The following is a 13995-nucleotide window of genomic DNA, read 5'->3' on the forward strand; positions in this document are numbered from 1 at the left end:
GCGAGAAAGTCCCGCCCGACTCGTCTGGTCTCAGGCTTGCAGTCGGGCGGGCGATCGCCCACCTCAGGGAATGCTCGGTTTTTCGGTGATGCCGGCTGATGCGTGACTATTACGAAATTCTGGGTGTCCAGCGCGGAGCCGACGAGGCCGCGCTGAAGAGCGCCTTCCGCAAGCAGGCGATGGAGCACCATCCCGACCGCAACGGCGGTTGCGAGGACTCCGAGGCCCGCTTCAAGGAAATCAACGAGGCCTATTCGGTCCTCTCCGACCCGCAGAAGCGCGCGGCCTATGACCGTTTCGGCCACGCCGGCGTCAACGGCGCGGCGGGCGGCGGCGGTCAGGGCGCGGGCTTCGGCGACGTGCACGACATCTTCAACGAGGTGTTCGGCGACGCGTTCGGCGAGATGTTCGGCGGCGGCCGCCGGCGTCAGAACAACGGCCCGGCCCGCGGCCAGGACCTGCGCTACGATCTGGAGATCACCCTTGAGCAGGCCTACGCCGGCTCGGAGGTCGAGATCACCGTGCCCGCCTCGATCACTTGCGAAACCTGCGAGGGCTCGGGCGCCAAGCCGGGCACGGCTCCCACCGTCTGCGGCAGCTGCGGCGGCGCCGGCCGGGTCCGCGCGACCCAGGGCTTCTTCGCCATCGAACGCACCTGCCCCCGCTGCGGCGGCTCGGGCAAACTGATCCTCGACCCGTGCAAGAGCTGCAACGGCCACGGCCAGGTGCGCCGCGACCGCACCCTGCAGGTCCGCATCCCCGCCGGCGTCGATGACGGCGCCCGCATCCGCCTCGCCGGTGAAGGCGACGCGGGTCAGCGCGGCGGCCCGCGCGGCGACCTCTACATCTTCCTCTCGGTGGCCCCGCACGACCTGTTCGAGCGCGATGGCCTGGACCTGCTCTGCACGGTGCCGGTGCCGATGTGCGTCGCCGCCCTTGGCGGGGAGATCGAGGCCCCCTGCCTGACCGGCGGCGACGACTGCGACGGCGAATGCCGCATCCCGGTCAAGGTGCCGGAAGGCACCCAGACGGGCCGCACCATGCGCCTGAAGGGCCGCGGCATGCCGTCCCTGCGCGGCCGCGAGCGCGGCGACTTGCTGGTCGAGATGTTCGTCGAGACCCCGACCCACCTCAGCCCCCGGCAGAAGGAGCTGATGCGCGAGCTGGCCGAGACCTGCGGCGAGCAGCAGCACCCCAAGGCCGCCGGCTTCATGGGCAAGGCGAGCAAGTTCTGGGGCGCGGTCTCGGGCAAGGCCTAGAGGTCGCGGCCCCGGCCGACCGCGCGGTAGACGCCGATCAGTCCGCCCAGCGCCAGCAGGGCGATCAGCAGGCTGCCGGCGGCGAGACCGAACAGGGTCGCCGGCGCCGGAGGCGGCTCCGGCTGCGGCATGACGAACGCCAGCGGCACGCGCACCACGGCCTTGACCGGCACGCCGTTGCGGATCGCCGGCGCCATGCGCATCTCGTCGGCCATCTTCAGCGCGGCGTCACCGAAGCCGTAGCCCGTGGGGGATTCCGACTGCACCCGGCAGTCGTGGAGCCGGGTGTCGAGCGCCACCGTGCAGACGAGGGCGGCGCGGCCCTCGACCTCCATCCGCTGGGCCCTTTCGGGATAGAAGCGCGCCACCATCCCGCCGTCGGGCTTGACCAGCCAACCCGGATCGCGATCGGCCTCCGTGCCCGGCGCCAGGACCGGCGCGGCGGCGATCAGCAGCAGGGCCGCGCCCGCGACCGGCAAGACCTTCATCATGACAACGCCCCCTTGCCGGAGACGTTTTCACATCTCCCGGACGCGCGCAAACCGTCCGGGCCGCGAAACCCTTAACGCCCCCCGCGAACCCCGCTAGGGTCGCCGGCGATGAACGCCCCGCTTCCCCCCGGACAGTCCGCGCCCGACGCCGCCGGCGCCACGCCCGTGATGGCCCAGTACTTCGAGGCCAAGTCGCGCCAGCCCGACGCGCTGGTCTTTTTCCGCATGGGCGACTTCTACGAACTGTTCTTCGACGACGCGATCAAGGCGGCGGCGGCGCTCGGCATCGCCCAGACCTTCCGCGGCACGCACAACGGCCAGCCGATCCCCATGGCCGGGGTGCCGGTGCACGCCGCCGAGGCCTATCTGGCCAAGCTGATCCGCGCGGGCTTCAAGGTCGCCGTCTGCGAGCAGATGGAAAACCCGGCCGAGGCCCGCAAGCGCGGCTCCAAGGCCATCGTCCACCGCGACGTCGTGCGCATCGTCACCCCGGGCACCCTGACCGAGGACGGCCTGCTCGACGCCCGCGGCGCCAACCGGCTGGCGGCCATCGCCCTGCGCGGCGGCCAGGCGGCCGTGGCCAGCGTCGAGCTGTCGACCGGCGAGGTCGAGAGCCTGCTGATCGCGCCGTCCGGCCTGTCCGCCGCGCTGGCGGCGCTGCAGCCGTCGGAGATTCTCGTCCCCGACCGCCTGTTCGCCGACGAGACGGTCAACCTGGCGCTCAAGGGCGCCGGCGGCCTGGTCCAGCCGGTGGCCCAGGCCCTGGCCGAGCCGGCCGCGTCCGAGGCGCGGCTCAAGCGGCTCTACGGCGTCGACACCCTCGACGGCTTCGGCGGCCTGGCAGGCGCGGAGATCTCGGCGCTCGGCCTGATCGCGGCCCATCTGGAAATGACCCAGGCCGGCAAGCTGCCGGCCCTGTCGCCGCCGCGCCGCGCGGGCGAGGCCGACGTCATGGCCATCGACCCGGCCACCCGCGCCAGCCTCGAGATCGAACGCACCACGGGCGGCCAGCGCGAGGGCTCGCTGCTGGGCAGCATCGACCGCTGCGTCACCGCCGCCGGCTCGCGCCTGCTGGCCGCGCGGCTGGCGCGGCCGCTGCTGGACCCCGCCGCCATCGACGCCCGGCTGGACGCCATCCAGTGGCTGCTCGAACGGCGTCAGCTGCGCGAGCGACTGCGCGACGCGCTCAAGCGCTCGGGCGACCTGGCCCGCGCCCTGTCGCGACTGGCGCTCGGCCGCGGCGGCCCGCGCGACCTCGGCGTGCTGCGCGACGGCCTCAAGACCGGCGAAGCCCTGTCGGGCCTGGTCGTGGACGCGGGCGACAGCCTGACCGCCCCGCCGTTCGAGATCGAGATGGCGCTGGCGGCCGTCAATCCGTCCCTCTCGGCTGACCTGTCTGGCCTGCTGGCCCAGCTGGAGACGGGCCTCGGCCCCGACCTGCCGGCCCAGGCCCGCGACGGCGGCTTCGTCGCCGAGGGCGTCCGCCCCGAACTCGACCAGGCCCGCGCCCTGCGCGACGACAGCCGCCGGGTGATCATCGCCCTCGAAAGCCGGCTGGCCGCCGACAGCGGCGTGCCGCTGAAGATCCGCCACAACGCGGTGCTCGGCTACTTCGTCGAGACCACGGCCGGCAAGGCCGATCCACTGTTCCAGCCGCCGCACAACGCGACCTTTATCCACCGCCAGACCCTGGCCAACCAGGTGCGGTTCACCACCGTCGAGCTGGCCGACCTGGACGCGCGCATCGCCCAGGCCGGCGAGCGGGCCCTGGCCATCGAGGTGGCGACCTTCGAGGCCTGGCGCGAAGCCGCCTGCGCCCTGGCCGCGCCGCTGCAGGCCGCCGCCCGGGCCCTGGCGACCCTCGATGTCGACGCCGCCCTGGCCGAATGGGCCGAGGACCAGCAGGCCGTCCGCCCGGTCGTCGACAAGGGCTTCGGCTTCGACGCGAAGGGCGGCCGCCACCCGGTGGTCGAGGCCGCCGTCAAACGCGCCGGCGAGCCGTTCACGCCCAACGACTGCTGTCTCGACGGCTCGGGCGAGACGGGCGCCCGGCTGTCGATCGTCACCGGCCCGAACATGGCCGGCAAGTCGACCTTCCTGCGCCAGAACGCCCTGCTGGCGGTGATGGCCCAGGCCGGCTGCTTCGTGCCGGCGACGTCGCTGAAGATGGGCGTCGTGGACCGGCTGTTCAGCCGCGTCGGCGCGGGCGACGACCTGGCCCGCGGCCGCTCGACCTTCATGGCCGAGATGGTCGAGACGGCCGCCATCCTGACGCAGGCCACGCCGCGCAGCTTCGTCATCCTCGACGAGATCGGCCGCGGCACGGCCACCTGGGACGGCCTGGCCATCGCCTGGGCCTGCGCCGAGGCCCTGCACGGCGTGAACAGGTCCCGCGCGCTGTTCGCGACCCACTATCACGAGCTGGCGGCGCTCGAGGACCGGCTGAGCTACGTGTCCAACCTGTCCATGCGGGCCAAGGAGTGGAACGGCGACCTGGTCTTCCTGCATGAGGCCGGCCCCGGCCACGCCGACCGCAGCTACGGCGTCCAGGTGGCCAAGCTGGCCGGCGTGCCGCCGGCCGTCGTCGCCCGCGCCCGCGAGGTGCTGGAACGGCTCGAAAGCGAGGCGGAGTCCCCCGCCAGACTCGAGGGTCTGCCCCTGTTCGCCTCGGTCGCCCCGACCCCGGTCAAGCATGGTCCCAGCCCGGTGGAAGAGGCCCTCAAGGGCATGGAGCCCGACGGCATGAGTCCGCGCGAGGCAATGGAAGCGCTCTATCGCCTAAAAGGCATGCTCTAGGCCGAGTCATCGGGGCGACCCGTTGCGCGGCCTCGTGTTGCAGCGCACATATGAACCATGGCCACCCGACTTCGCCCCACCCGCCTCGAACATGTCGTTGACGGCGTCGCCCTGCGCGCGCGCCTCACCGCCGCCGCCCATGACGCCCTGGGCAACGAGGCCGAGCAGCGGCGGCTGGCGCTGGAGATCCTCAAGGCCGCCCTGTTCCGCGGCCGGATGATCGCCAAGGAGCGGCTGGAGAACGGCGCCGGCGGGGTCGAGACGGCCAGGCTGCTGTGCGGCGTCACCGACGAGGTGGTCACCGCCCTCTACGACTTCACCACCGTGCACATGTTCCGCGCCCGCAACCCGACCGAGGGCGAGCGGCTGTGCGTCATGGCGGTGGGCGGCTACGGCCGGGGCGTGCTGTCGCCCTACAGCGACCTCGATCTCCTGTTCCTGCGGCCCTACAAGCAGACGGCCCACGCCGAGAGCGTCATCGAGTTCATGCTCTATGCGCTGTGGGATCTGGGCTTCAAGGTCGGCCACGCCTCGCGCACGGTCGAGGAATGCGTGCGGCTCTCGAAAGAGGACTTCACCATCCGCACCTCGATCCTCGAAGCCCGGCGCCTGACCGGCGACGAGTCCCTCGCCGAGGACCTGAAGAAGCGCTTCCGCAACGACGTGATCCGCGGCACCGGCGCCGAGTTCGTCGCGGCCAAGCTCAAGGAGCGCGACGACCGCCACAACCGCGCCGACAACAGCCGCTACATGGTCGAGCCCAATGTGAAAGAGGGCAAGGGCGGCCTGCGCGACCTGCACACCCTGATGTGGATCGCCGAATACCTGCACCCGGTCGACAAGCCCGAGGAGGTCTTCGCCCTCGGCTATTTCGACCGCCGCGAGGTGGCCGCCTTCGTGCGGGCGTTCGACTTCCTGCATGCGGTGCGGGCGCACCTGCACTTCGCCACCGGCCGTCCCGAGGAGCGGCTGACCTTCGACCTGCAGCCGGAAATCGCCCGGCGGATGGGTTTCGGCGACCGCGCCGACAACCCCGCCGTCGAGCGCTTCATGCGCCGCTACTTCCTGATCGCCCGCGAGGTCGGGGCCCTGACCCGCACCTTCTCGGCCAAGCTCGAGACCGAGCACCTCAAGGCCCACCCGAAGGGCCTGTCGCGGTTCCTGCCCGGCCGGTCGGCTCCCAAGCGCAAGCCGCTCGACGTGGCCGGCTTCCACGAGGAGGGCGGCCGCCTGAACATCGACGGCCCGCAGGTGTTCGAACGCGACCCGGTCGACCTGATCCGCATCTTCCGTCTGGCCGACCAGCGCGACCTCGACCTGCATCCGGACGCCTTCACGGCAGTGACCCGCTGCCTGCCGCTGATCACGGTGAAGACCCGGCGCGACCCCGAGGCGGCGAAGGCCTTCCTCGACATCCTGGCGCGCGGCAAGCGGACCTACCGCACCCTGATGCTGATGAACGAGTCCGGCGTGCTGGGCCGCTTCGTGCCGGAGTTCGGCCGGATCGTCGCCCAGATGCAGTTCAACATGTACCACTCGTACACGGTCGACGAGCACACCCTGAAGGCGGTCGGGATCATCGCCGACATCGCCGAGGGACGGCTGGCGCAGGACCATCCGCTGGCCGTGTCGATCATGCCGCTGATCGACGACCGCGAGAGCCTGTTCCTCGCCATGCTGCTGCACGACACCGGCAAGGGCGGGGCCGGCGGCCAGGAGAAGGCCGGGGCCCGCGCCGCGCGCTCGGCCTGCGAACGGCTGGGGCTGGAGCGCTCCAAGATCGAACTGATCGCCTGGCTGGTCGAGCATCACCTGGTGATGAGCGACTTCGCCCAGAAGCGCGACGTGACCGACCCGGCGACCGTCGCGGCCTTCGCCAGCATCGTCGAGAACCCCGAGCGCCTGCGCCTGCTGCTGGTCCTGACCGTGGCCGACATCCGCGCCGTGGGCCCCGGCGTCTGGAACGGCTGGAAGGGGCAGCTGATGCGAGAGCTCTACGCCGCGACGGAGGCCACCTTCCGCGGTGGCCGGGGCAGCGATCCCGCCGCCAGCGCGCGGCGCCACCAGGAGTCGGTCGCCGCGGCCGCCCGCGCCGCCCTGATCGAGGCCGACCCCGCCGCCAAGGGCTGGGCCGGGTCGATGGAGGACGCCTATTTCACCGCCTTCACCCCCGCCGAACTGGCCAGCCACGCGGCGCTCGCCCGGCGCGCGGCGCTGCAGGGCGGCGCGGCCGCCGACGCCCGCATCCGGCCCGACCGCAACACCGCCGAGATCGTGGTCGCCGCCAAGGACCGGCGCGGCCTGTTCGCCGACCTGGCGCTGGCCCTTTCGGGGCTGGGCGGCAACGTGGTCGGGGCGCGGGTGTTCACCTCCGGACAGGGCCAGGCGCTCGATGTGTTCCATGTCCAGGACGTCACCGGCGCGCCGATCGGGGCCGACAACCCGCGCATCCTGCGCCGGCTGGCCGACAGCCTGGAAGCCGCCGGCCGTGGCGAGGCCCCCAACTTCGAGGCGCGCAAGAGCGGCGAAACCGGCCGTTCGGCGGCCTTCTCCATCTCGCCGACGGTGATGCTCGACAACGAGGCCTCGGCGGAATCGACCGTGGTCGAGGCCTCCGGCCGCGACCGGCCCGGCCTGCTGGAGGCGCTGGCCCGGGCGGTGGCCGACGCCGGCCTGTCGATCACCTCGGCCCACATCGACGGCTACGGCGAACGGGCCACCGACGCCTTCTATGTCCAGACCCCCGGCGGCGGAAAGCTGACCGACCCCAAGCGGGCCGCCGCCCTCAAGACCGCCCTGATGGAGGTGCTCGAGGCCGAGGAGTCCGGCCAGGCCCCGCGCGGCCGGCCCAGGCTGGAACGGGCGCGGGCCAGCATCGGACGCTAGGCGCCCGTCCTCCCCCTATCGCGGGGAGGATTTCCGGTGTTGAAATTGTGGCGTTTTCGCCCAGTCGGCGGGCCCGTCTTGACCACCCGTTTGCGCCAGCGCACAAGCGCGCGGTGAGCACCGAGCAGCCGTCCCGACCCGTGAAACCTGCGAAGGGCGGCCTGATCCGCTCCTCCATGGTGTTTTCCAGCCTGACCCTGGTCAGCCGGTTCATGGGCCTCGCCCGCGACCTGTTCATCACCGCGCGGCTGGGGGCCAGCTCGACCCCGGCGGCCGACGCCTTCAACACCGCCCAGTCCTTCCCCAACCTGTTCCGCCGGATCTTCGCCGAAGGCGCCTTCACGGCCGCCTTCGTGCCCACCTATTCCAAGGTCCTGGCCAGCGAGGGACAGGAGGCCGCCGACAACCTGGCCACCGACGCCCTGGCGACGCTGGCGGCGATCACCCTGGTACTGACCATCGGCTTCCAGCTGGCCATGCCGTGGCTGATGCTGGTGATCAATCCGGGCTTCGGCTTCAACAGCGAGAAGTACAAGCTGGCGGTGGCGCTGACCCAGATCAGCATGCCCTACCTGCCCTGCATGGCCATCGTGGCGCTGCTGTCGGGCGTGCTCAACGCCGGCGGCCGGTTCGCGCTGTCGGCCGCCGCCCCGACCGTGCTCAACGCGGTGATCCTGGTCGCGGTGATCCAGCCGCGCGACGCCATCGGCTCCGCCTACGCCGCCAGCTGGGCCATCCTCGTCGCCGGCCTGCTGCAGGCGGGCCTGCTGTGGTGGGGCGCCTGGCGCACGGGCGCGAAGATCCGCCCGACCATCCCGCGCCTGACCCCCGAGATCCGCGCCCTGATCGCCATCGCCATTCCCGGCGCCATCGCCGCCAGCGTCACCCAGGTGAACATCTTCCTGTCGGGCATCATCGCCAGCCAGGAGAACGGCGCCCGCACCTGGCTGTCGGTGGCCGACCGCTTCTACCAGCTGCCGCTCGGCCTCGTCGGGGTGGCCATCGGCGTGGCCCTGCTGCCGTCGCTGTCCCGCGCCATCAGCATCAACGACAAGGAAGAGGCCCAGCGCACCACCGACCAGGCGATCGTCTTCGCCATGGCCCTAACCCTGCCGGCGGCGGCCGTGCTGATGGCCATGCCACACTATCTGATCGACGGCCTGTTCCAGCGCGGCGAGTTCGGCCCCTACGACGCGGCCCAGACGGCCAAGGCCCTGTTCCACTACGGCTGGGGCGTGCCGGCGTTCGTGCTGGCCCGGGTGCTGTCGCCGGTGTTCTTCGCCCGCCACGACACCAAGGCGCCGATGCGGTTCGCCCTGATCAGCGTGTTCGTCAACATCGGCCTGGGCGCGGCGCTGTTCTACACCATCGGCTTCGAGGGCATCGCCGCGGCGACGGCCTTCGCCTCCTGGCTCAACGTCGCCCAGATGGTCCATGCCCTGCGCAAGCGCGGCGACTGGACCCCGTCCGCCGCCGCCTGGAGCAAGCTGGCCCGCATCGCCGTGGCCAGCGGCGTGCTCGGCGCGGTGCTGTTCAGCGCCCAGCTGTTCCGCGCCCAGCTGGAGGCCCCGCTGCACGGCTTCCGCATGATCGGCCTCGGCCCCAAGGAAATCACCGTCCTGGCGCTGTGCATGGCCGGCGCCGCCCTCTATCCGGCCCTGCTGCTCGGCTCGGGCGGGGTGACGATCGCCGAGGTCAGGGACGCCCTGCGCCGCAAGCCGGGCGCCGCCGCCGCGCCGCCGGCGGACTTGCTCTAGGCCCTCGCCTGCCGTATCGAGCGGTCATGGTCCTCGCGGCACATACCCCGCGCCGATGGCGCAGCGTCTGACGCACACCCGCCGAGCTTCGCGCGGTCCGTAACGACGCGCGCCCAACGACCTGCCATTCAAGAAGACCGATCCATGACCGATCAGCCTCCCGCCACCTATTCCGGCCCGCAACGCGTGCTGTCCGGCGTCCAGTCCTCGGGCGCCCTGCACCTGGGCAACTATCTCGGCGCCCTGGTGAAGTTCACCCGGCTGCAGCACGAGACCGACACCTTCATCTTCGTCGCCGACCTGCACGCCCTGACCGTCTGGCAGGACCCGGCCCAGCTGGCCAACCAGACCCGGGAGATCGCGGCCGCCTATCTCGCGGCAGGCCTCGATCCGAAGATCGCGACCATCTTCCCGCAGTCGGCGGTGCCGGCGCACGCCGAACTCGGCTGGATCTTCCAGTGCGTGGCCCGCCTCGGCTGGCTCGACCGGATGACCCAGTTCAAGGAGAAGAGCGGCAAGCACAAGGAGCGCAGCTCGGTGGGCCTCTACACCTACCCGGTGCTCCAGGCGGCCGACATCCTGCTCTACAAGGGCACCCATGTGCCGGTCGGCGACGACCAGAAGCAGCACCTCGAACTGACCCGCGACATCGCCGCCAAGTTCAACCACGACTTCGACGCGCCGGGCTTCTTCCCGCTGCCCGAAGGCCTGACCGAGGGCCCGGGCGCGCGGATCATGTCCCTGCGCGACGGGTCGGCGAAGATGAGCAAGTCCGATCCGTCGGACAATTCGCGCATCAATCTGACCGACGACGCCGACGCCATCGCCCAGAAGGTCCGCAAGGCCAAGACCGACCCCGAGCCGCTCCCCGAAACGCTCGAGGACCTCAAGGCCCGGCCGGAAGCCGACAACCTGGTGGGCATCTACGGGGCGCTCGCCGGCCTGACCAAGGCCGAGGTGCTGGCCGAGTTCGGCGGCAAGGGCTTTGGCGCCTTCAAGCCGGCCCTGGCCGACCTGGCGGTGGCGAAGCTGTCGCCGGTCAGCGACGCCATGCGCCGCTACATGGCCGACCCGGCCGAGATCGACGCCATCCTCGCCGCCGGCGCCGACAAGGCCCGCGCAGTCGCGGCGCCGACCCTGGACGAAGTGAAGAAGATCGTCGGCTTCTGGCGCTGAGGCACGGTGCGTCCTTCGAGATGCGATCCTGAGGGATCGCTCCTCAGGATGACGGGCAGGGGTGACTTGCACTTTCCTTCGTCATGGTGAGGAGCGAGCTTCAAGCGAGCGTCTCGAACCCCGCACCGTATCGCCGCGCCCCTTGCCCAACCTCCGCGCCTGAGCCACCGTTGACCGCATGAGCCAGCGCAAGTTCCTCGTCATCGCCGACGACAGCCCGGAGTCCGGGGCGGCGCTGCGCTATGCCTGCAAGCGGGCGCTGTCGACCGGCGGCCACGTCTGCCTGCTGCGGGTCATCGAGCCGGCGGTGTTCGAGCACTGGTCGGGCGTGCGCGAGGAGATGGAGCGCCAGGAGCGGGTCGAGGCGGAGTCGGTGCTGCAGAAGCTGGCCGAGACGGTCGTGGCCGTCACCGGCAAGGCCCCCGAATTCCTGATCAAGCACGCTGAATCGACCCGCGCGGCGATCCGCGCGGTGGTCGCCGCCGACGCCGACATCAAGATCCTCGTCCTCGCCGCCGCGACCAGCGGCAAGGGTCCGGGCCCGCTGGTGGCGTCGATCGCGCGGGATGGCGTCAACTGGGGATCGCGGAAACTTCCGGTCACCGTGGTGCCCGGCGACCTGACCGACGACGAAATCGCGGATCTGGCCTAGCGTTTCCTCCCCGCGGCGTGGCGAGGGAGACCATGCGGAGCATGGTGGAGGGGCCGGCGCCGGATAGACCGGAGAGACCGGAATTCAGGATGGGGCCGCTCGCGTCCGCGCAGCCCCCTCCACCGCCTCGCGGCGGTCCCCCTCCCCCTCGCTACGCTCCGGGGAGGAAGGAATCGAGCTCTACAGCTTCGACGGAATCCGCACCGGCAGGGTCAGGTAGCCCTTCACGAACGCCGACGGCACCCGCTCGGGCTCGCCGACGACCTCGATGGTCGGGAAGCGCTTGAGGATCTCTTCCCACACCACGCGCAGCTGCATCTCGGCCAGGCGGTTGCCCACGCAGCGGTGGATGCCGAAGCCGAACGACATGTGATGGCGGGGCCGCTCGCGGTCGATGATGTAGGCGTCGGGGTTCTCGATCGCCGTCTCGTCGCGGTTGCCCGAGACGTACCACATGGCGACCTTGTCGCCCTTCTTGATGGTCTTGCCGCCGATCTCGTAGTCGGCCAGCGCCGTGCGGCGCATGTGGGCCAGCGGCGTCTGCCAGCGGATGGTCTCGGAAACCATCGACGGGATCAGCTCGGGGTTGGCCTTCAGCTTGGCGTACTGGTCGGGGTTCTGGTTCAGCGCCAGCACCGAGCCGGTCATGGTGTTGCGGGTGGTGTCGTTGCCGCCGACGATGAGCAGGATCAGGTTCCCCAGATACTCCATCGGCTCCATGTTGCGGGTCTGCTCGCCATGGGCCAGCAGCGAGATCAGGTTGTTGGCCGGCGGGGCGTTGACCCGCTCGTTCCACAGGTTGGTGAAGTAGGCGAGGCACTCGAACAGTTCCTCGCGGCGCTGTTCCTCGGTCTCGATCACCCCCATGCCCGGCGCGGCCGTGGCCACGTCCGACCAGCGGGTCAGCTTGCGGCGGTCATGGAACGGGAAGTCGAACAGCGTCGCCAGCATCTGGGTGGTCAGTTCGATGGAGATGCGGTCGACCCAGTCGAAGGTCTCGCCGATCGGCAGGCTGTCGAGCAGGCCGGCGGCGCGCTCGCGGATGATCGGCTCCAGCTGCATCAGGCTGTGCGGGCTGACGATCGGCGAGACGGTCTTGCGCTGCACGTCGTGCTTGGGCGGGTCCATGGCGATGAACATCGGCAGGACGAAGTCCTCGTCGAAGTCGCGCAGGGTGATGCCGCCGAGATGGGCGTCGGAGCTGAACACCTGGTGGGTGGTGTCGATTTCCATGATGTCGTTGAAGCGGGTCACCGACCAGAACGGCCCGGTTTCCTCGTCGACGGTGCAGTAGTGGACCGGGTCTTCCTTCCGCAGCCGTTCGAAATAGGACCAGTGGGTGTCATTCACCCACAGGTCGGGATCGACCACGTTGATCTGGTCCAGGGGCAGGGAATAGGCGCGTTCCCGCGCGGCCTTGTCGCGCTCCGCCTTGTCCCGCAGCGCCTTGCCGATATCGAAATTTCCGTCGGCCATGGCCGTCTCCCTTGCCCTGTGACGCCGCGGCGTTCCCCGCCGTCATGCGCTGCTATCTTATCAGTGCTTACATAGCGCCAGAAAATGACGCCCTTGTCACGCCCCGTGCGCGACGCCACATGTATTTTCATGTTTATCCAGACCGAACCCACGCCCAATCCGGCGGTATTGAAATTCCTGCCCGGCAGGGATGTGCTCGGCGACGGGGCCCGCGAGTTCCGTGACGCCGGCGAAGCGGCTTCCTCGCCGCTGGCCAAGGCCCTGTTCGACCTCGGCGAGGTGACCCGCGTCTTCTTCGGCGGCGACTTCGTCACCGTGACCAAGACCGACGACACCGACTGGGCCCATCTGAAGGCCCCGGTGCTGGCCGCGATCATGGATCACTTCACCAGCGGCGCGCCGATCCTCAGCGACGACGACGGGACCGGCCACGACGCGACGGTCTACGAGGGCGAGACCGCCCAGATCGTCGCCGAGATCAAGGACCTGCTCGACAGCCGCATCCGCCCGGCCGTGGCCCAGGATGGCGGCGACATCGTCTTCTCGCGCTTCGAGGCCGAGACCGGCGTGGTCTATCTGCACATGCGCGGCGCCTGCTCGGGCTGCCCCTCCTCCTCCGCGACCCTCAAGGCCGGGGTGGAGAACATGCTCAAGCACTATGTCCCGGAAGTGACGCGGGTCGAGCAGACGCTGTAGGGCGGAGTGGCAGGATGCTCCCCCTTCGGGGAGCTGTCGCCGAAGCGGTGACTGCGGGGGTTCTTTCCGCCATTCCCCCCTTGCCCTGGATCAACGCCGGCCGCCGGACGTTGGGCTTTCCTGACAATCAACGGTGACGACCCGCAGCCCCCCTTGGCGCCGCGTCGTCGTTTCCTATATTGCAACCGTAACAGATACGGATGGAGATTCCCCATGGCCGCCCCGCTTCCCGACGCCGACCTTGACCAGCTGTTCCGCGAAGCGCGGACCTACAATGCCTGGAACCCCGAGCCCCTGCCGGAAGCCCTGCTGAAGCAGGTCTACGATCTGGCGAAATTCGGCCCGACGGCGGCCAACTCCTCGCCGGCGCGGTTCGTGTTCGTCACCAGCCCGGAGGGCAAGGCGACGCTGTCGGCCCTGGCCAGCGGCAACAACCAGGCGAAGATCCTGCAGGCCCCGGTGACCGTGATCATCGGCCACGACCTGGACTTCATGGACCACAACGCCCTGCTGTTCCCCAACGCCCCGACCATGCTGGTGGGCCTCAAGGGCACGCCGCACGCCGAGCCGATGGCCTTCCGCAACGGCTCGCTGCAGGGCGCCTATCTGATCATCGCCGCCCGGGCGCTGGGCCTCGACGCCGGCCCGATGTCGGGCTTCGACAACGCCGGCGTCGACGCGGCCTTCTTCGCCGGGACCAACATCAAGTCCAACTTCATCGCCAGCCTCGGCCACGGCACGACCGAGAACCTGTATCCGCGCAATCCGCGTCTGACCTTTGAGCAGGCGGCCCGCTTCGCCTAAGA

The 13995-nt window shown here is 70.5% G+C and carries 10 protein-coding genes; 8 read left to right on the forward strand and 2 right to left on the reverse strand.

The genetic code is table 11. The annotated features are described in order from the left end of the window. The first annotated feature begins 98 nt into the window (after positions 1 to 98). Positions 99 to 1259, forward strand: coding sequence for a molecular chaperone DnaJ (gene dnaJ / locus AC1RN0_RS06725; protein ID WP_492786661.1), 1161 nt, complete (start codon positions 99 to 101; stop codon positions 1257 to 1259). On the opposite strand, the gene AC1RN0_RS06730 is transcribed toward dnaJ, so the two are convergent. Further along, a complete protein-coding gene (locus AC1RN0_RS06730) occupies positions 1256 to 1750 on the reverse strand; it encodes an energy transducer TonB (RefSeq protein WP_492786662.1) in 495 nt (164 codons plus the stop codon). The two genes, dnaJ and AC1RN0_RS06730, sit on opposite strands and share 4 nt — an antisense overlap. A 108-nt stretch (positions 1751 to 1858) precedes the next feature. Here AC1RN0_RS06730 and mutS point away from each other — a divergent pair, with 108 nt between their 5' ends. The 5 genes from mutS (at position 1859) to AC1RN0_RS06755 (ending at position 11017) form a co-directional block, all read left to right on the forward strand. Next, a complete protein-coding gene (gene mutS / locus AC1RN0_RS06735) occupies positions 1859 to 4546 on the forward strand; it encodes a DNA mismatch repair protein MutS (RefSeq protein WP_492786663.1) in 2688 nt (895 codons plus the stop codon). Positions 4547 to 4603: 57 nt separating this feature from the next. Beyond that, positions 4604 to 7432, forward strand: coding sequence for a [protein-PII] uridylyltransferase (locus tag AC1RN0_RS06740; protein ID WP_492786664.1), 2829 nt, complete (start codon positions 4604 to 4606; stop codon positions 7430 to 7432). A gap of 140 nt (positions 7433 to 7572) precedes the next feature. Further along, positions 7573 to 9189, forward strand: coding sequence for a murein biosynthesis integral membrane protein MurJ (gene murJ, locus AC1RN0_RS06745; protein ID WP_492786665.1), 1617 nt, complete (start codon positions 7573 to 7575; stop codon positions 9187 to 9189). A gap of 144 nt (positions 9190 to 9333) precedes the next feature. Beyond that, entirely contained in the window at positions 9334 to 10365 is a 1032-nt protein-coding gene (gene trpS, locus AC1RN0_RS06750; protein ID WP_492786666.1) for a tryptophan--tRNA ligase, read from the forward strand. A gap of 178 nt (positions 10366 to 10543) precedes the next feature. Next, entirely contained in the window at positions 10544 to 11017 is a 474-nt protein-coding gene (locus AC1RN0_RS06755; protein ID WP_492786667.1) for a universal stress protein, read from the forward strand. A gap of 180 nt (positions 11018 to 11197) precedes the next feature. Here AC1RN0_RS06755 and AC1RN0_RS06760 read toward each other — a convergent pair whose 3' ends face one another. Further along, positions 11198 to 12493 carry a cytochrome P450 gene (locus AC1RN0_RS06760; protein ID WP_492786668.1) on the reverse strand — a complete coding sequence of 432 codons (1296 nt, stop codon included), beginning with the start codon at positions 12491 to 12493 and terminating at the stop codon, positions 11198 to 11200. A gap of 129 nt (positions 12494 to 12622) precedes the next feature. Here AC1RN0_RS06760 and AC1RN0_RS06765 point away from each other — a divergent pair, with 129 nt between their 5' ends. Together AC1RN0_RS06765 and AC1RN0_RS06770 are read left to right on the forward strand one after the other, a co-directional pair. Next, positions 12623 to 13189, forward strand: coding sequence for a NifU family protein (locus tag AC1RN0_RS06765; protein ID WP_492786669.1), 567 nt, complete (start codon positions 12623 to 12625; stop codon positions 13187 to 13189). Positions 13190 to 13402: 213 nt separating this feature from the next. Next, positions 13403 to 13993 (forward strand): malonic semialdehyde reductase, encoded by a 591-nt coding sequence (locus AC1RN0_RS06770; RefSeq protein WP_492786670.1) that lies wholly within the window; start codon positions 13403 to 13405, stop codon positions 13991 to 13993. Positions 13994 to 13995 lie beyond the last annotated feature (2 nt).

Source organism: Caulobacter sp. GW821-FHT12F03 (assembly GCF_058806855.1).

Bases quoted from the DNA above. Each gene is read 5' to 3' on its own strand.
- mutS (WP_492786663.1), top strand. From the start codon at position 1,859: ATGAACGCCCCGCTTCCCCCCGGACAGTCCGCGCCCGACGCCGCCGGC.
- dnaJ (WP_492786661.1), top strand. From the start codon at position 99: ATGCGTGACTATTACGAAATTCTGGGTGTCCAGCGCGGAGCCGACGAG.
- trpS (WP_492786666.1), top strand. From the start codon at position 9,334: ATGACCGATCAGCCTCCCGCCACCTATTCCGGCCCGCAACGCGTGCTG.
- AC1RN0_RS06740 (WP_492786664.1), top strand. From the start codon at position 4,604: ATGGCCACCCGACTTCGCCCCACCCGCCTCGAACATGTCGTTGACGGC.
- AC1RN0_RS06730 (WP_492786662.1), bottom strand. From the start codon at position 1,750: ATGATGAAGGTCTTGCCGGTCGCGGGCGCGGCCCTGCTGCTGATCGCC.
- AC1RN0_RS06770 (WP_492786670.1), top strand. From the start codon at position 13,403: ATGGCCGCCCCGCTTCCCGACGCCGACCTTGACCAGCTGTTCCGCGAA.
- AC1RN0_RS06760 (WP_492786668.1), bottom strand. From the start codon at position 12,493: ATGGCCGACGGAAATTTCGATATCGGCAAGGCGCTGCGGGACAAGGCG.
- AC1RN0_RS06755 (WP_492786667.1), top strand. From the start codon at position 10,544: ATGAGCCAGCGCAAGTTCCTCGTCATCGCCGACGACAGCCCGGAGTCC.
- AC1RN0_RS06765 (WP_492786669.1), top strand. From the start codon at position 12,623: ATGTTTATCCAGACCGAACCCACGCCCAATCCGGCGGTATTGAAATTC.